Source organism: Paenirhodobacter populi (genome assembly GCF_004022215.1).
Classification (GTDB): Bacteria; Pseudomonadota; Alphaproteobacteria; order Rhodobacterales; family Rhodobacteraceae; genus Rhodobacter; species Rhodobacter populi.
This window is the reverse complement of sequence record NZ_SAUZ01000015.1, coordinates 56,501-72,574: the sequence shown is the minus strand read 5'-3', so window position 1 is coordinate 72,574 and position 16,074 is coordinate 56,501. Positions and strand designations below refer to the sequence as shown.

Sequence of the window (16,074 nt, the reverse complement as noted above, 5' to 3'; positions counted from 1 at the left end):
CTCAGCGTCCTTCTGATGAGCGGCTCGGCGCTTCGGGAGCGGCGGGCATTGCGGCACCCGCAGGTTCCCGGCCCAGAAAGCGGTCGCGGCTCCGCGCCCATGCGGCGCGGCAGCTGTCATCCTCCAGCGCCGCATTGCCCAACTGCTGGCAGCGGCGCAGATCTTGGCGCAGCGGATCAGCCGGGGCCTGAGCCTCCGGCACGATGGCGACCGGCGCCGGTTTTTCCTCCCGGTTCAGCGACACGAGGGCAGCGGTCAGCGCCACTGCCGCCAGCATGATCGCCACGATCCGGGCGCCGGTCTTGCCTTCCATGACGTTCTCCTTTCCCGACGGCGCGGAGCGCGCCCGCTGCGTCAGTTGCCGTTGAACATGCGGGCATTGCCGGGCTGGTAGCCCGTGCCCGGGGTGAGGAAGCGCTCGCGCTGGACCCGGCCCTGCTCGGCCGCCGTGGCGCGTTCGGCCTCGCTCAGCGCCTCGGCCCTGCCATTGGCGGAGATCACCGCGATCAGGTCGGAAAGCTGCTGCGATTGCAGGGCGAGCAACTGGTTCCCGGCCTGGGTGGCCTGCAACGCGCCTTCCGCGCCCTGACTTTCCCCGACCAGGGCCGCCATCTCGGCACGGTTGCTGTCGATATTGCCGACGACACCGGCCTGCACCTTCAGCGCATCCTGCAACCCACTTACGGTATTTTCCCAGCGGGAGCGGGCATCGGCCACGATCTGCGCCTCGGATACTGAGAGGGAAACCGCGCCATATTCGCTCTGGAAGGCCTGATCGATCTGGCCGACCTCGAAGGCGAGGTTCTGGGCTTGAGCCAACAGCGCCTGGGTCTGTGCCACATTGGCCTGCAGGGTCTGGAGCGCGGAATAAGGCAGGCTTGCCAGGTTCTGCGCCTGATTGATCAGCATCTGCGCCTCGTTCTGCAGCGAGCGGATCTGGTTGTTGATCTGCTCGAGCGTCCGGGCGGCGGTCAGCACGTTCTGCGCGTAGTTCGAGGGGTCGTAGACGATGCGCCAGGCCTGGGCGGGTGTCGGGACGAGAACCGTGGCGACGATGGGTGGTACCACGCATGCCCCGGCGAGCAGCAATGCGACGATGGGGCGGGTCTTCGTGAAGGCGGAAGTCATGGTTCGATCTCCTGTTCGCTGAGTGTGTCGTAGGCGGCGAAATCTTCGTCCGGGGCCGGGGCGGCAGCGGGCGCCACCTTCGGCAGATCGGCCGGATCACCGCCTTTCCCGTCGTCATCGCCCCGTCCGGGCTCTGCGGTTTCCGGCACGAGATTGGTGAGGTTCGGGATCAGTTCGGCGGCCCAGTCGACGCCGCAATGGCGCAGCCAGGTCGCCAGAAACCCGTCCGGGCCATGTGCGAGCCAGATGCGCTCGATGGCAGCCTGATCAGTTTTGGAGGAAGCGGCGCAGAGGGCGAGGCCTACCTCGCTGAGGCCAAGCTCGAACAGGCGGTTCCCACGCCGCGACTGGCAGTAATAGTCACGCTTCGGCGTGGCGCGGGCGAGGATCTCGATCTGGCGGTCGTTCAGCCCGAAGCGGCGATAGATCGCGGTGATCTGCGGCTCGATGGCGCGCTCGTTGGGCAGGAGAAGCCGCGTCGGGCAGGACTCGATGATCGCCGGCGCGATGGCGGATCTGTCGATATCCGAGAGCGATTGCGTGGCGAAGATGACGGAGGCGTTCTTCTTTCGCAGCGTCTTCAGCCATTCGCGCAGCTGGCCCGCAAAGCCCTCGTCATCCAGCGCCAGCCAGCCCTCGTCGATGATCAGCAGAGTCGGCCGCCCGTCGAGCCGGTCGCCGATCCGGTGGAAGAGGTAGGACAGGACCGCGGGCGCCGCGCCGGTGCCGACCAGCCCCTCGATCTCGAAGGCGAGAACCGGGGCCGATCCGAGCGTCTCCCGTTCCGCATCGAGCAGCCGCCCGTAGGGGCCGCCGAGGGTATAGGGCCTGATCGCCTGCTTCAGGTCGCCGGATTGCAGCAGGATCATCAGGCCGGTGAGGGTGCGCTCGCGGAGCGGCGCGGAGGCGAGCGAGGTCAGCGCGGTCCAGATATGTTCCTTCACCTCCGGCGAGACTGTCACGCCCTCGCGCATCAGGATGGCGGCGATCCAGTCGGCCGCCCATGCGCGTTCATAGGTGTCGTGGATGCGGGCGAGCGGCTGGAGCGCGACGCCGGCGATGTCCAGCGCGAGCGAGACCGCCAGATCGCGATCCACGGGGCTGTCGGGGCTGAAGACGGCGGCGGCGGTCGTCTCGCCGCCGAGATCATGCCAGTCGCCTCCCATGGCCAGCGCCGAGGCCCGGATCGAGCCGCCGAAATCGAAGGCGAAGATCTGCGACCCCGCATAGCGGCGGAACTGCAGCGCCATCAGCGCCAGCAGCACGGATTTGCCCGCGCCGGTCGGACCGACGACCAGCGTATGGCCGACATCGCCGACATGCAGCGACAGCCGGAACGGGGTCGAGCCCTCGGTCTTGCCGTAGAGCAAGGGCGGCTCGTTGAAATGCTCGTCCCGTTCCGGCCCGGCCCAGACGGCGGAGAGCGGGATCATATGGGCGAGGTTGAGGATGCTGATCGGCGGCTGGCGCACATTGGCATAGGCGTGCCCGGGCAGGCTGCCGAGCCATGCATCGACCGCGTTGACGCTCTCCGGCAGGACTGTGAAGTCCCTGCCCTGCACGATCTTCTCGACCAACCGCAGCCTCTCGTCGGCAAGCCGTGGATCGGCATCCCAGACCGTGACCGTGGCGGTGACGTAAGCCATGCCCGCCACATCCGCGCCGAGTTCCTGCAGCGCGATGTCGGCGTCGAGCGCCTTGTTCGCCGCATCGGTGTCGACCAGCGCGGACTGCTCGTTGGTCATCACCTCCTTCAGGATGGCGGCGATGCTCTTGCGCTTGGCGAACCATTGCCGCCTGATCTTCGTCAGCAGCCGGGTCGCCTCCATCTTGTCCATCAGGATGGAGCGGGTCGACCAGCGATAGGGAAAGGCCAGCCGGTTCAGATCGTCAAGGATCCCGGGCGTGGTCGCGGTGGGGAAACCGACGATGGTCAGCACGCGGAGGTGCTGGTCGCCAAGGCGCGGCTCCAGCCCGCCTGCCAGCGGCTGATCGGCCAGCAGCGCGTCGAGATGCATCGGCACTTCGGGCACGCGCACGCGATGCCGGTTGGTCGAGATGGTCGAATGCAGGTAGGTGAGCGTTCCCGCGTCATCGAGCCAGCGGCATTCCGGCATGAAGCCGTCGAGCAGCGCCAGCACGCGGTCGGTGCGGTCCACGAAGGCGCGCAGCAGTTCCTGCGGATCGACGCCGGATTGCGCGCGGCCCTCGTAGAGCCAGGCCTCGGCCTTTGCCGCATCCTCGGCAGGCGGCAGCCAAAGGAAGGTCAGGAAATACCCCGACACGAAATGGCTCCCGTCTTCTGCGAACCCGGCCCTCCGTTCGGCGTCGAGCAGGGCCGAGGCCGCGTCGGGGAACATGCTGTCGGGATAGGCCGAGGACGGGTTGCGCTGCGCCTCGACGAAGATCGCCCAGCCCGAACCGAGGCGGCGGATGGCGCTGTTGATGCGATGGGCCACCGCGACCAGTTCGGCGGCGACGGCCGAGTCCAGATCCGGCCCGCGGAACTTCGCCGTCCGCTGGAAGCTGCCGTCCTTGTTCAGGACGATGCCGGGCGCGACCAGCGCCGCCCATGGCAGGTAATCGGCGAGGCGGGCGGCGGTGCGGCGGTACTCGGCGAGGTTCATCATGGCCGCGCCCTCACACCGACAGATGTCCGGGCAGGCGCAGATGCCTGCGCCCGACCTCGACGAAGAGCGGGTCGCGCCGCGCGGCCCAGACGGCGAGGACGTGCCCGACCGCCCAGATCAGGAGGCCGACCAGCCAGAGACGCAGGCCGAGGCCCACGGCCCCGGCCAGCGTCCCGTTCATGATGGCGATGGAGCGCGGTGCGCCGCCGAGCAGGATCTGCTCGGTCAGCGCCCGGTGGACCGGAACGGAAAAGCCCGGCACCGTGTCGGGTTGCTCGAAGGCTGACATCAGACGAGCGCCCCGCCGCCGAAGGAGAAGAACGACAGGAAGAAGGATGAGGCGGCGAAGGCGATGCTGAGACCGAAGACGATCTGGATCAGGCGGCGGAAACCGCCGGAGGTGTCGCCGAAGGCCAGCGTCAGGCCGGTCGCGATGATGATGATCACCGCCACGATCTTGGCGACCGGCCCCTCGATGGATTGCAGGATCGACTGCAGCGGCGCCTCCCAGGGCATGGAGGAGCCGGAAGCATGGGCGGCGGGCGCCAGCAGGAGGCTGACATATCCGAAGGTCGCGGCGCTGGCGATGTGGCGGCGGATGGTGAAGGCGTGACGGATCATGCGGGATCTCCCTGTTCTGGACTGGAGGTTGCGGGTGGAAAGTCTGCGAAGGTGACCTTGTAATCGCCGTCCGGACCCAGGCCCTCGATGCGGGAGAGTTCGACAAGGCGGCGGTTGCTGCCGCGTCCGGCGAGGACGGCGACCAGATCGATGGTCTCGGCGATCAGGGCGCGTGGCACAGTGACCACGGCTTCCTGGATCAGTTGTTCGAGGCGGCGCAGGGCACCGATGCCCGACCCGGCATGGATGGTGCCGATGCCGCCGGGATGGCCGGTGCCCCAGGCCTTTAACAGGTCCAGCGCCTCGGCGCCGCGCACCTCGCCGACCGGGATACGGTCGGGGCGCAGGCGCAGCGACGAGCGCACCAGATCGGAAAGCGTGGCGACGCCGTCCTTCGTGCGCAGGGCAACCAGGTTAGGCGCCGCGCATTGCAGTTCTCTTGTGTCTTCAATGAGGATGACGCGGTCCTGCGTCTTCGCTACCTCGGCCAGCAGCGCGTTGGTCAGGGTGGTCTTGCCGGTCGAGGTGCCGCCTGCGACGAGGATATTGGCGCGGGTGACGACGCCCAGCCGCAGCACCTCGGCCTGCACCCGGGACATGATCCCGGCGGCAACATAGTCGTCGAGCGTGAAGACCGCGACGGCCGGCTTGCGGATCGCGAAGGCCGGGGCAGCGACTACCGGCGGCAGCAGCCCCTCAAACCGCTCGCCGGTCTCGGGCAGTTCGGCCGAGACGCGTGGATTGCGGGCATGGGCCTCGGCGCCGACATGATGCGCGACCAGCCGGACAATGCGCTCGCCATCGGCAGGGGCCATGATCTCGCCCGTGTCGGCCAGGCCGTCGGAGAGCCGGTCGATCCAGATCCGCCCATCCGGGTTCAGCATCACCTCGATGACGCCCGGATCCTGCAAATACGCGGAAATGGCAGGCCCGAGCGCGGTGCGCAGCATCCGCGCACCGCGTCCGATCGCTTCCTGCCTGTGGTCGGTGAAGGTCATATCGTCCCCGTTCCACCGGGGAGGAGCATGACGATCCCCGGATGGGGACGACTAAGAGAGCCACGAAACCCTCGCCTTCAACAGCTGTTTGCCCGCGTGCGGTAATCGGCGGCAATCGGCGGTGAATGGGACGGGTCGTCTGTCCGGTCGTCGCCGGATTCCGTCGTCGAACGGCGACTCGCCCGGCCGAGTCCAACGCTCCTATCGATCTTATGTCGCCAACGACCGAACCGCTCGGGATGCGATCCCGCGCAGCTGGTCGACGGAAGCTCCGTCCCGTGCCTGAACCGAAATCCCTTGCAGGATCGCGCAGACGAAGGGGGCAAGCTGCGCCGCGTCGTCGGGCGGCAGCCAGAAGGCCAGATCCTGCTCGATGCACGCCTGCATGGCCTCGCGGCGGCGGGACAGGTCGGCGGCAAGCCCGGCGTGATCGGGATGGCATTCCAGCATGCCGGTGGAGATCATGCAGCCGCTTTGCCGCGCATCGCGGACATGCTCGATGGCGGAAGCGAAGAACCGCAGCAGGGCCTGGTCCAGGGAAAGGCCCTGCTCTTTGGGCAGGGCGACATGCCGCGCACGCCCGGCATAGAGATCGAGCGCCTCGGCATAGAGCCCGGCCTTGCTGCCGAACGCCGCATAGAGGCTGGGCGGCGCGATGCCGATCGCATCGGTCAGCATCGCCAGCGACACGCCTTCATATCCATGTCTGCGGAACAGGGTCATCGCGGTCTCGACCGCCTTTTCCCTGTCGAAGCCGCGTGGCCGGCCCGTGATGCGCGAGGCTTGTTTCATAGCGATCACTAAATATCAGTTGACAGCCCCGGGTCAATCGCGACTTTTGTATCGGTCACTAAGAAAGGAAGAGCGATGATCCTGAAGACCTATGCGAGGGTGTTCACCCATGACGCCGGATCGGCCCTCGAGACGCTGCGGCCCCTGCACAAGGGGGACGCCCATCTGCGGTTCCGCTTCGGGGAGCTGGAGCTGATCGCCATCGGGGACATGCTGATCGTCGCGGGCACGGAGGAGGCGCTCACCCCGATCCGCGACACGCAGGGGCCGGTGATCGTCGGCGATCTTGGCCGCGTGAAAGAGGCCCTGCTGGAGGCCGGGGCCGAGATCACCCAGGATATCGTCGACGTCCCGACCGGCAGGATGCTGTATGCGCGGCACAGAGACAGCATTCATGTCGAATATGTCGAATGGCGGCCCGAGCTGGTGGAGCAGTTCATCCGCGCCCCGCAACGCGAGGGTCTGCTGTCGTCGGAGATCTGAACCCGAAAACCGGAGCCCGGATGCTCAACCCGCGTCGGGCGGAGCCGGGGCGACGCCGGCTTCCTCGGGCCGAAGGACGTCCCGGGACACTTCCTTCAGGAACCTGTCGCCGGTCGCCAGCCTGCGGCCGAGCGTCTGCATGAAGCCTTCCAGCCGTTCCGCCCCCTTGGCGCGGGCCGAGGGCTGCGCGCTGTCCGGCAGCGGCGGCGTCACGGTCAGCCAGAAATGGATGAACAGCGCCAGGGTCTCGCCCAGCACCGCCAGATCCTCGTCGAGCCCGTCGATCTGGCGGCCGAGCCTGTCGATCCGGCGGGTAAGCGCGGCTTCCATCTGTTCGGAGGAATCCCCCGACAGGAAGGAGGCGACGGCCGCCTCGACGATGGCGGACTGCGACACGCGCCTGCGCAGCGACAGGGATTTCACCCGATCGAGAAGATCCGGGTCGAAATAGACGTTCATGCGGCTGCGCGTGGTCATGGGCGGTTCCTCAAAGCTCGATGCCGTCGTCGGGGTTCAGGGCGACCTGCCGCGCCACGATCCGCATGCGCTGGCGCAGGGCGCGGGCCTTGGCGGCATCCACGTCCGGCTCGTCGTCGAGAAACTCGAACTCCTGCGCGGGCGACGGTGGCGGCGCGACGATTTCCTCGTGTTCGGGCAATTCCGGCTCGCGGCGGATACCGGCATTGGCCGGGTCGCCTTCGGTATCGTTCCCGGCGACGGCGGCTGTGCCGCCTCTCATCGAGAGGACGCGGCTCGACCAGTCGTCGGATGCTGGTGCAGCCGCCGGAGCGGAGACCAGTTCGGGCGGCGGCAGGATGCGTTCCTGCAAGCGCGCGTCCTCGAAATAGCGCGCCTTCTTCGCCCGGATCGGCGGCGTGCCCGCCACCATGACGATCTCGTCGGCGGGCGGAAGCTGCATGATCTCGCCCGGCGTCAGCAGCGGGCGGGCGGTCTCCTGCCGCGACACCATGAGGTGCCCGAGCCAGGGCGCGAGCCGATGGCCGGCATAGTTGGTGGAATCGCGCATCTCGGTCGCGGTGCCAAGGGAGTCCGACACGCGCTTGGCCGTGCGCTCGTCGTTGGTGGCGAAGGCGACGCGGACATGGCAGTTGTCGAGGATCGAATTGTTCGGGCCATAGGCACGTTCGATCTGGTTCAGCGACTGCGCGATCAGGAAGCTCTTGAGACCGTAGCCGGCCATGAAGGCGAGCGCGGATTCGAAGAAATCCAGACGGCCGAGCGCCGGAAACTCGTCCAGCATCAGCAGCAGGCGGTGGCGCTTGCCGGACGTGTTCAGTTCCTCGGTCAGCCGCCGGCCGATCTGGTTGAGGATCAGCCGGATCAGCGGTTTCGTGCGGTTGATGTCGGACGGCGGCACGACAAGGTAGAGGCTGACCGGCTGGCGGCTGCCGACCAGATCGGCAATGCGCCAGTCGCAACGTGCGGTGACGCGCGCCACGACAGGATCGCGGTAGAGGCCGAGAAACGACATCGCCGTGCTCAATACGCCCGACCGTTCGTTCTCGGACTTGTTCAACAGTTCGCGGGCCGAGGACGCGATGACGGGATGAACGCCGGCCTCGCCGAGATGCGGCGTGTCCATCATCGCGCGCAAAGTGGCTTCGACCGGGCGACGAGGATCGGACAGGAAACTGGCGACGCCCGCCAGCGTCTTGTCCTTCTCCGCATAGAGGACATGCAGGATCGCGCCGACAAGCAGCGAATGAGAAGTCTTCTCCCAATGGTTGCGCTTGTCGAGACTGCCTTCTGGATCGACCAATATGTCCGCGATGTTCTGCACGTCGCGGACCTCCCATTCGCCCCGCCGCACCTCCAGAAGCGGGTTGTAGGCGGAGGATTTCACATTGGTTGGATCGAACAGCAGAACGCGACCATGTTTCGCGCGGAAGCCGGCCGTCAGGGTCCAATTCTCGCCCTTGATGTCATGGACGATGCAGCTTCCCGGCCAGGTCAGCAGCGTTGGCACCACAAGGCCAACGCCCTTACCCGACCGCGTGGGGGCGAAGCACAGGACATGCTCCGGCCCATCGTGGCGCAGATAGTCCCGGTCGTATCGGCCGAGCACGACCCCATCGGGGCCGAGCAGGTCGGCGGCGCGGATTTCGCGATCTTCGGCCCATCGCGCCGAACCGTAGGTCGCGACGTTTCGCGCCTCGCGCGCCCGGATGATCGACATGAGGATGGCGGCCGCGATGGCGATGAAACCGCCCGAGACCGCGATGATGCCGCCCTCGATGAAGACCGCGGGCGCATAGGCGTCGAAGGAAAACCACCACCAGAAGAAGGCGGGGGGATGATAGACCGGCCAGCCCGCCAGTTCGAACCATGGATTGCCGAGCTGAGCCTGGAAGCCGAGCCGCCAGGCTGTCCACTGCGTCGCCGCCCAGGTCATCACCATGACGATGGTGAAGACCACCGCGATCTGTCCCCAGAGAATCCGGCCTCCGCGCATCCCGCCTCCGATCTGCAGATGATACGGAGCCGATCAGAGAGTGACCGATCCGCTGATCGGCAACAGGGAATCCGGCCCGGGAGGGCTGCCGGGTAGCTATCGGCGGTGAAAAGGCCGGGTTGCGGCGGCGCGTCGATTCGATCTGAATGTGCTCCCGCGGGCGAAGACACCCATGGTCAGCGCCCGCGATCGAACCGGCCGACGCTGGCCTCGTCCATGATCCGGTCCATGATACGGCGGTAATGTTCCGCATATTGCAGGCAGGCCTGCATCGCGACCGCGTCGCCGCGCATCCCGGCCTCACGCGCGTGGTAAAGATATCGGGCGACCAGATCCTGCGCCGTGCCGCGGAGCTTCCCCGCCGGTCCGGAACTCTCGTAGACCCGATTGACGATACTGCCGGTATGCCACGGAGACAGGTGGGCCGGCCGACGCTCTTCGGGCCGGAACTGATTGTTCGGTCGGTGCTGATTCATCCTGCCTCTTTGCTGCGCATCGGCCTGTCGGCCGCTTCATCTCTGCCTGCGGGCCTGGGCGACGTGATTGTCAGCGAGGCGCCGAGCGATAGCCCGCACGGGTTTTGCCCGCCATCGCGAGGAGATCCCTCAGGGTCTTGCTGCGGTTCTGCGGCGACCAGAGCGCGTGGAGCCGCACCGGCTCGTCGTCGTCCGCGATCGGGCGCCAGATCAGGCCCTCGGATGCGACGGCCTTCAGGCTGGTGCCCGAGAAGGTCACGCCCTCGCCACGCGACACCATCTGCATCAGCGTATCGCGCTCCACGTCGACCCGCCGGAAATGCAGCGTGATCCCGTGCTCGCCCATCCGCCGCACGGCATGGTCGCGCACCAGCGGCCCTGCCCCGCCATGCCGGATCAGGAAGGTCTCGCCGTCCAGATTGCGCCAGTGGATCTCATCCCTGGCGGCAAGCCGATGATTCTGCCCGAGCGTCAGCACCAGCGGCTCGGACCAGAGCAGCCGGCTGTGGCATTGCGGGGCGCGCGGCTCGCCGACCACCAGGGCGATATCGACATGATCCCCGATCACCGCCGGGACCGCATCCTCGATCTGGCCCTCGGTCACCACGAGTTCGATCCCGAGCCGGTTCCGCCCGTAATTGCCGAGCAGCGTGCCCACGAAGCCGGTGGCCGGAACGCCGTGCAGCCCGATCCGCAGCCTGCCGGACCTGCCCTCCGCGAAGGTCTTCGCCACGGTGACCGCATGGTCGATCTGGCCGAGACCGGATGCGATCTCGGCCACGAAAGCCCTCCCCGCCTCGGTCAGGCGCACGCCGCGATGGCGGCGCTCGAAGACGAGGACGCCGATCTCCTCCTCCAGATTGCGGATCCGCGTGCTGAGACTGGACTGGCTCATGCCCAGCGCCTCGGCGGCGTGGCGGAAGTTCAGATGCTCGGCCACCGCCAGAACCTGCGTCAGGGTCAGCAGCGATATCCGGCGGCCGACGCGGGCGACGCTGCTGCGGGCAGTCATCCGCCCTTTCGACGGTTGTTCGTCGCTCACGATACTCGTCACCTCCTTCACAGGCAGTCCTCACTTTGTGCCCCTTGCTTTCGGTCCTCCGGTCACCTCAGGGTGAATTGATAGCCAAAGTGATCGACAAATCGAGAACGGTCCGAAAAACGTCGTTCACTGTCCTGCTCATCCCAGAGAGTTGATCAGCTTCGTTGTCTGGTCTGGTCCTGCACCAGGACCCTCGTAATCCTGCGCTCCTGCATTTCCGCAACCTCGAAAAGCAAGCCATCGTGGACGAAGCACTGGCCCACTTGGGGTATCTGTTTCATTTGCTCTAGAACGAAGCCCGCAAGCGTGTTGTACCAGCGGTATTCCTGCACCCCGAGAAACGGGTGGTTAATCATCCGGGCGAATTCGTCCAGGGGAAGTCCGGCGTCGAATATCCGACCCTCCCCGATCCCCGCCGGTATCGCAGTTGCCCCCGGTTTTCGTGGTTTCATCTTCACCGTTTGAGGCTGAGAGCGGCTATCCCCGGCCAGCGCGTCGAACAGGTCGTGCGTCGTCAGCATCCCCTCCAGATCTCCGTGTTCGTCGAGGATCAGAACGCATTCCAGATGCTTGCGGCGGAACTCCTCCATGACTTGGAGCACCCGCGCATGTTCCGGGACGAAAACTGCCTCCGTGATTGCCTCCGGCGGAAGGGAGGGCAGTGCGGGATCGAGGCCGAGGATGGTCTTGGCGGTGATGATGCCGAAGCCGTCTCCGATCCGCACCGGAAAGCGGCTGTAGGGGCTTGCCAGCATCTGCGCCCGGATCGTGGCAAGAGGGCGATCCAGCTCCACCCATTCAAGATCGACCGCAGGCGTCATATAGGCCAGCGCCTTGCGGTCTCCCATCGTCAGGGCACGATCCACCAGATTGCCTTGTGCCTTGTGGATCAGCCCGGCCTCGTTCGAGGCGGAGATCAGTAGCCGCAGTTCCTCCATGGAATAGAGGTGACCTTCCCCTGTTGCCGGATCGAGGCCGATCTTGCGCAGGACCCAGTTGGCAAAGCCGTTCAGCACATAGAGCAGCGGGCGGAAGATCAGGAGAAAGATCGCCAGCGGCCGGGTGATGCGCAGCGCCACCTGTTCCGACCTCTGGATCGCGAGGCTCTTGGGCAGCAGCTCGCCAAAGACCACATGCAGGAAGGTGACCAGGCTGAAGGCGATGATGAAGGCGGCCGTATGGGTGCCCAGCCAGTTGAGGGGCGCGGGCAGACCAGAGAACAACGGACCAAGGACCGCGGCGACGGCCGGTTCGCCGATCCAGCCGAGACCGAGCGAGGACAGGGTGATACCGATCTGGGTCGCGGCGAGATAGGCGTCGAGATTGTCGCTGGCCCGGGTGAGTTCCTGCCCCAGCGGGTGCCCCTCGTTGCGCATCTGGTCGATCCGCGAGCGGCGCAGCGCCACCAGCGAGAACTCCGAGGCGACGAAGAAGCCGTTTGCAACGACCAGAACGAAAACGGCCGACAGCTTGACGAGGATGGTCCAGTCGAAAAAGTCCATGGTGTCCCGGTGAGGCTGGAACCGGCCCCGGGGACGATCCCCGAGGCCAAAGATCAGAAGCTGAAGCTGCGGGTCAGGCGCGGGCCGATGGTGTCGGATTTCGCGCCCGCTTCGGAGAGCCTGGCATAGCCGAGGCTGAGGTCGATGCCGTTCTCCCAGGTGTAGCCGCCGGAGATCTGGACCAGACTGTCGCGCTCGGAACCGCCGGCACCGAGGCGGGTCTTGCGGGTGGAGGCAGCAATCTCGCCGTGCCAGGGACCGCGCGCGAAGCCGATCCCCAGCGTCGCATAATCGGCCCGGTCATCGCCGCCACCGACATTTCGCAGCCGCGCCACCTCACCGACGACCGTCAACTCGGTGCCGTTGCCAAGGTCGAGCGCCTGCGCCAGGCCAAAGACCATGCCGCGTTCGGTCGCGCTGTCGCCCAGTCCGGGTTTCAGTTCGCGGTAACCCAGATGCCAGGACAGGCCGGGGGCCGCCGCAATATCCGCGCCGTCGAGGGTCAGAGAGACATTGTTCAGCTTGCCGGTATTGCCGGCCCCGCCATCGGCGCGCGTCAGCCGGCCGCGTTTCGTGAAGGCGGAGTCCGACAGGGCGCTGGTATCGGCTGTAAACAGATTCACCCCGAAGGTCAGCGCGCCCACCGGGGTCTCGCCCAGATCCCAGGCTAGGCCGAAGCCCAGTTGCTCGGCCAGTTCATAATCCTCGGCCAGATCGGACCCCCAGATACCGGGCATGGTGTCCCAGGCGGTTCCGAAGCCGGCCGCGAATTTCCCTGCGGTCAGGGTCACCGGACCGGCTTCAACCTCGACATTCAGCGTGTCGATATAGAGGCCGATGTCGCCGAAGGTGCGATCCTTGCCGGGGCGCGGGTCGAGGACGGATTCCGCGGTCGCGCCAAAGTTCAGCGCGGCGCCTTTTGTCAGGCGCAGACGCAGAGCCAGTTCGGCGGTCCCGAACACATCGGTCAGCTCGGCGTCGGGATCGTCGGAGCGGAAGGTCGAGTCGATGCCGAACTCCAGCCCAAGCTCTCCCTCCCAAGGTGACGCGATTTCCGCCGAGGCTGCGGAGGCGGTCAGGCCAAGCGCGAATGCGGTTGCGGCGAGCGAGGTGCCACGCATGGAAGTTTCCTTTGACGGTGGGCGCGACTGCTCGCGCCAGAGGGGGCCGCTGGCGGGTTTCCCCGCCAGACCGGCAGCGCAATGGCGGGGGCTTGTGACCTGCTGGCTCCGCTCTTTGGAATGTTCAGATCGCGGCCGTGACCCTGCGCTGTAGGTGGGTCTTGCGGATGAAGGCGACGATAAAGATCGCGGTCAGGATCAGCACCACCGTGGGCGCGGGCGCAGAGTCGAGGAAGAAGCTGGCATAGACCCCGCCCAGCATCGAGACGAGGCAGACCACGACCGACACCACCAGCATCTTGCCGAAGCTGCGGGTGACGAGGAAGGCAATCGCACCCGGTGCGATCAGCAGCCCAACGGCCAGGATCAGGCCGGTCGCCGACATGGTGGCGACGATGGTCAGCGAGAGGATCGTCAGAAGCCCGTAATGCAAGAGCCCAACCGGCAGACCCGAGACCCGCGCCTGCGCCGGATCGAAAGCATGCAGCATCAGATCCTTCCACTTCAACAGCAGCAGGGCAGAGACCACCAGGCCGATCCCGCCAGCCGTCCAGAGGTCTTCCGGCCCCACGCCCAGCATGTTGCCGAACAGGATATGGTCGAGATGCGCGTCCGAGGTGATCGAGGTGTAGAGCACGATCCCGAGGCCGAACATGCCGGAGAAGACCACGCCCATCACCGTATCCTGCTTCACCCGGCTGTTCTCGGCCAGATAGCCGGTGGCGACCGAGGTGAAGAGGCCGGCTGCAAAGGCCCCGAGGATCAACGGGAAGCCGAAGATATAGGCCAGCACGATCCCCGGCAGGACTGCATGGCTGACCGCATCGCCCATCAGCGCCCAGCCCTTGAGAACGAGAAAGCAGGATAGGAGCGCGGTGGGCACCGCGACGATGGCGGCGATCCAGAAGGCGTTCTGCATGAAGCCGAACTGGAACGGCAGGAGAAGCGTGTCGATCATTGGAAAGCCTCCCCGTTCAGCGCGTCTTCACGCAGGGCGGCACGCGCCTTGGCTTTTGCCGCCAGAAGTCCGTGCTTCGGCGCCCAGACGAAGGCCGCGAGGAAGATCAGCGTCTGCAGGCAGACGATGATGCCGCCGGTCGCCCCGTCGAGGAAGTAGCTGGCATAGGCGCCGACGAAGCTCGTGACCGTGCCGATGGCGACGGACAGCGCGATCAGCCGCGGGAAACGGTCGCAAAGCAGATAGGCCGTCGCCCCGGGCGTCACCACCATGGCGATGACGAGGAAGGCCCCGACCGTCTGCATCGCGGCCACCACGCAGGCCGAAAGCAGAATGAAGAACACCGCCTTCAGCGCCCCCGGATGCAGGCCGATGGACCGCGCGTGGCTCTCGTCGAAGAACACCACCATCAGGTCCTTCCACTTCAGCAGCAGCACGCCGAGCGAGACGAAGCCGATGATGGCGAGCTGGATCGTGTCCTCGCGCGAAATCGCCAGGATATTGCCCATGGTGATGGTCTGGACCGAGACCGACATCGGATTGACCGAGACCATGAACAGCCCCAGGCCGAAGAAGGAGGTGAAGATCAGGCCGATCACCACATCGACCTTGAGGCCCGACCGGTCCGACAGGAACAGCATCGCCGCCGCCGCCAGCCCGCCCGAGAGGAAGGCCCCGAGCGCGAAGGGCAGGCCCAACATGTAGGCCCCTGCGACGCCGGGGACCACGGAGTGGGACAGGGCGTCACCGATCAACGACCAGCCCTTGAGCATCAGATAGGCGGAGAGGAATGCGCAGACCCCGCCGACCAGCGCCGAGACCCACATGGCATTGGTCATGTAGTTGTATGCGAAAGGTTCGAGAAGCACCGTCATTTCGCCCCCTCCCGCGTATGCGTGCGGCCCGCGTATTGCACCAGCGGGCGTTCGTCGTCGGTCAGAATGGTGACATGGCGCGCGTCGGCATCGTCATGCAGCGCGTCGCCGCCGAGGGTGAAATGCCGCAGCACGCCGCCGAAGGCCGCCTCGAGATTGTCGCGGGTAAAGGTGGTCTCGGTCGGGCCGTAGCCGAGCACCGTCCCCTTCACCAGCACCACGCGGTCGCAGAATTCAGGCACCGAACCGAGGTTGTGGGTCGAGACCAGCATCACCCGGCCCTCGTCGCGCAGCTCGCGCAGCAGGGCGATGATCTGCTCCTCGGTCTTCACATCGACGCCGGTGAAGGGCTCGTCCAGCAGGATCACCTGCCCGTCCTGGGCGAGGGCACGGGCCAGGAAAACGCGTTTCTTCTGCCCGCCGGACAGCTCGCCGATCTGGCGATGGCGGTAGTCCTGCATGTTGACGCGGGCCAGAGCAGCGCTGACCGCCGCATGATCGGCTTTCGACGGGATGCGCAGAAAGCCCATATGGCCGTAGCGCCCCATCATCACGACATCCTCGACCAGCACCGGGAAAGACCAGTCGACCTCCTCGCTTTGCGGCACATAGGCGACCAGGTTCTTCTTCAGCGCCTCTTTCACCGTCATGCCCAGAAGCCGGATCTCGCCCTTCGCCACCGGCACGAAACCCATGACCGCCTTGAAGAGCGTGGATTTCCCCGCGCCGTTCACGCCGACCAGCGCCGTCACCGTGCCTTTCGGGATCTGGAAACTCGCGTTGCGCAGTGCCGTATGGCCGTTCCGGTAGGTCACCGTCACGTCGCGCGCGATGATCCCCGCTCCGTCATCGGCATGGATCGAATTGTCATGCATCATCTGTCGTCTTTCTGCCGGAGAGGGACGGTCGCCCGGAGATGCCAGTGCCTGAACGACCGAACCTGCCGCGCCGGGCGGCGCGACAGGCTTGATGGTT

17 protein-coding genes are annotated in these 16,074 nt (G+C 66.3%); 1 reads left to right on the top strand and 16 read right to left on the bottom strand.

Features of this window, described 5'->3' with window-relative positions:
- Window position 1: 1 nt before the first annotated feature.
- The 7 genes from trbK-alt to D2T30_RS13580 form a co-directional block, all read right to left on the bottom strand.
- Window positions 2-313, bottom strand: coding sequence for a putative entry exclusion protein TrbK-alt (gene trbK-alt, locus D2T30_RS13610; protein ID WP_128209306.1), 312 nt, complete (start codon window positions 311-313; stop codon window positions 2-4).
- A gap of 41 nt (window positions 314-354) precedes the next feature.
- The gene (gene trbJ / locus D2T30_RS13605; RefSeq protein ID WP_128209305.1) at window positions 355-1,128 is read right to left on the bottom strand and encodes a P-type conjugative transfer protein TrbJ; all 774 of its coding nucleotides are present in this window, start codon (window positions 1,126-1,128) and stop codon (window positions 355-357) included.
- Window positions 1,125-3,758: a conjugal transfer protein TrbE gene (trbE, locus tag D2T30_RS13600; protein ID WP_128209304.1), complete on the bottom strand. Its 2,634-nt coding sequence runs from the start codon at window positions 3,756-3,758 to the stop codon at window positions 1,125-1,127. The genes trbJ and trbE overlap by 4 nt, the downstream gene beginning before the upstream one ends.
- Before the next feature lie 10 nt (window positions 3,759-3,768).
- Window positions 3,769-4,050, bottom strand: a complete 282-nt coding sequence (locus D2T30_RS13595; protein WP_128209361.1) for a VirB3 family type IV secretion system protein — start codon at window positions 4,048-4,050, stop codon at window positions 3,769-3,771.
- Window positions 4,047-4,379, bottom strand: coding sequence for a TrbC/VirB2 family type IV secretion system protein (locus tag D2T30_RS13590; protein WP_128209303.1), 333 nt, complete (start codon window positions 4,377-4,379; stop codon window positions 4,047-4,049). Before D2T30_RS13590 ends, D2T30_RS13595 begins: the two co-directional genes overlap by 4 nt.
- Window positions 4,376-5,329: a P-type conjugative transfer ATPase TrbB gene (gene trbB, locus D2T30_RS13585; protein ID WP_449295456.1), complete on the bottom strand. Its 954-nt coding sequence runs from the start codon at window positions 5,327-5,329 to the stop codon at window positions 4,376-4,378. The genes D2T30_RS13590 and trbB overlap by 4 nt, the downstream gene beginning before the upstream one ends.
- Before the next feature lie 258 nt (window positions 5,330-5,587).
- Window positions 5,588-6,169 carry a TetR/AcrR family transcriptional regulator gene (locus D2T30_RS13580; RefSeq protein ID WP_128209301.1) on the bottom strand — a complete coding sequence of 194 codons (582 nt, stop codon included), beginning with the start codon at window positions 6,167-6,169 and terminating at the stop codon, window positions 5,588-5,590.
- A gap of 75 nt (window positions 6,170-6,244) precedes the next feature.
- Between D2T30_RS13580 and D2T30_RS13575 the strand changes: the two genes are divergently transcribed.
- On the top strand, window positions 6,245-6,652 hold the full coding sequence (locus D2T30_RS13575; RefSeq protein ID WP_128209300.1) for a VOC family protein: 408 nt from the start codon (window positions 6,245-6,247) through the stop codon (window positions 6,650-6,652).
- A 24-nt stretch (window positions 6,653-6,676) separates the two neighbouring features.
- Here the strand turns inward: D2T30_RS13575 and D2T30_RS13570 are convergent, their stop codons facing one another.
- From D2T30_RS13570 to D2T30_RS13530, 9 genes are all read right to left on the bottom strand, one after another.
- On the bottom strand, window positions 6,677-7,129 hold the full coding sequence (locus D2T30_RS13570) for a ribbon-helix-helix domain-containing protein (RefSeq protein WP_128209299.1): 453 nt from the start codon (window positions 7,127-7,129) through the stop codon (window positions 6,677-6,679).
- A 10-nt stretch (window positions 7,130-7,139) separates the two neighbouring features.
- A complete protein-coding gene (locus tag D2T30_RS13565) occupies window positions 7,140-9,125 on the bottom strand; it encodes a conjugal transfer protein TraG (protein ID WP_128209298.1) in 1,986 nt (661 codons plus the stop codon).
- Between the two features lie 176 nt (window positions 9,126-9,301).
- Window positions 9,302-9,601: a DUF4167 domain-containing protein gene (locus D2T30_RS13560; protein ID WP_128209297.1), complete on the bottom strand. Its 300-nt coding sequence runs from the start codon at window positions 9,599-9,601 to the stop codon at window positions 9,302-9,304.
- A 70-nt stretch (window positions 9,602-9,671) separates the two neighbouring features.
- Window positions 9,672-10,643 (bottom strand): LysR family transcriptional regulator, encoded by a 972-nt coding sequence (locus D2T30_RS13555; RefSeq protein WP_206612956.1) that lies wholly within the window; start codon window positions 10,641-10,643, stop codon window positions 9,672-9,674.
- Between the two features lie 155 nt (window positions 10,644-10,798).
- Entirely contained in the window at window positions 10,799-12,145 is a 1,347-nt protein-coding gene (locus D2T30_RS13550) for a hemolysin family protein (RefSeq protein ID WP_128209296.1), read from the bottom strand.
- Window positions 12,146-12,198: 53 nt separating this feature from the next.
- A complete protein-coding gene (locus tag D2T30_RS13545) occupies window positions 12,199-13,266 on the bottom strand; it encodes a hypothetical protein (protein ID WP_128209295.1) in 1,068 nt (355 codons plus the stop codon).
- 124 nt (window positions 13,267-13,390) lie between these two features.
- Complete coding sequence (locus tag D2T30_RS13540; protein ID WP_128209294.1) at window positions 13,391-14,224, bottom strand: metal ABC transporter permease; 834 nt, start codon at window positions 14,222-14,224, stop codon at window positions 13,391-13,393.
- Window positions 14,221-15,099, bottom strand: coding sequence for a metal ABC transporter permease (locus D2T30_RS13535; protein WP_128209293.1), 879 nt, complete (start codon window positions 15,097-15,099; stop codon window positions 14,221-14,223). Before D2T30_RS13535 ends, D2T30_RS13540 begins: the two co-directional genes overlap by 4 nt.
- Window positions 15,096-15,977, bottom strand: a complete 882-nt coding sequence (locus D2T30_RS13530) for a manganese/iron ABC transporter ATP-binding protein (RefSeq protein WP_128209292.1) — start codon at window positions 15,975-15,977, stop codon at window positions 15,096-15,098. Before D2T30_RS13530 ends, D2T30_RS13535 begins: the two co-directional genes overlap by 4 nt.
- Window positions 15,978-16,074: the final 97 nt, after the last annotated feature.

What these genes read in the sequence shown, in the direction of transcription:
- trbK-alt (WP_128209306.1), bottom strand. Translation starts at nt 313, where the DNA reads ATGGAAGGCAAGACCGGCGCCCGGATCGTGGCGATCATGCTGGCGGCA.
- trbJ (WP_128209305.1), bottom strand. Translation starts at nt 1,128, where the DNA reads ATGACTTCCGCCTTCACGAAGACCCGCCCCATCGTCGCATTGCTGCTC.
- trbE (WP_128209304.1), bottom strand. Translation starts at nt 3,758, where the DNA reads ATGATGAACCTCGCCGAGTACCGCCGCACCGCCGCCCGCCTCGCCGAT.
- D2T30_RS13590 (WP_128209303.1), bottom strand. Translation starts at nt 4,379, where the DNA reads ATGATCCGTCACGCCTTCACCATCCGCCGCCACATCGCCAGCGCCGCG.
- trbB (WP_449295456.1), bottom strand. Translation starts at nt 5,329, where the DNA reads ATGCTGCGCACCGCGCTCGGGCCTGCCATTTCCGCGTATTTGCAGGAT.
- D2T30_RS13580 (WP_128209301.1), bottom strand. Translation starts at nt 6,169, where the DNA reads ATGAAACAAGCCTCGCGCATCACGGGCCGGCCACGCGGCTTCGACAGG.
- D2T30_RS13575 (WP_128209300.1), top strand. Translation starts at nt 6,245, where the DNA reads ATGATCCTGAAGACCTATGCGAGGGTGTTCACCCATGACGCCGGATCG.
- D2T30_RS13570 (WP_128209299.1), bottom strand. Translation starts at nt 7,129, where the DNA reads ATGACCACGCGCAGCCGCATGAACGTCTATTTCGACCCGGATCTTCTC.
- D2T30_RS13565 (WP_128209298.1), bottom strand. Translation starts at nt 9,125, where the DNA reads ATGCGCGGAGGCCGGATTCTCTGGGGACAGATCGCGGTGGTCTTCACC.
- D2T30_RS13560 (WP_128209297.1), bottom strand. Translation starts at nt 9,601, where the DNA reads ATGAATCAGCACCGACCGAACAATCAGTTCCGGCCCGAAGAGCGTCGG.
- D2T30_RS13550 (WP_128209296.1), bottom strand. Translation starts at nt 12,145, where the DNA reads ATGGACTTTTTCGACTGGACCATCCTCGTCAAGCTGTCGGCCGTTTTC.
- D2T30_RS13545 (WP_128209295.1), bottom strand. Translation starts at nt 13,266, where the DNA reads ATGCGTGGCACCTCGCTCGCCGCAACCGCATTCGCGCTTGGCCTGACC.
- D2T30_RS13540 (WP_128209294.1), bottom strand. Translation starts at nt 14,224, where the DNA reads ATGATCGACACGCTTCTCCTGCCGTTCCAGTTCGGCTTCATGCAGAAC.
- D2T30_RS13535 (WP_128209293.1), bottom strand. Translation starts at nt 15,099, where the DNA reads ATGACGGTGCTTCTCGAACCTTTCGCATACAACTACATGACCAATGCC.
- D2T30_RS13530 (WP_128209292.1), bottom strand. Translation starts at nt 15,977, where the DNA reads ATGATGCATGACAATTCGATCCATGCCGATGACGGAGCGGGGATCATC.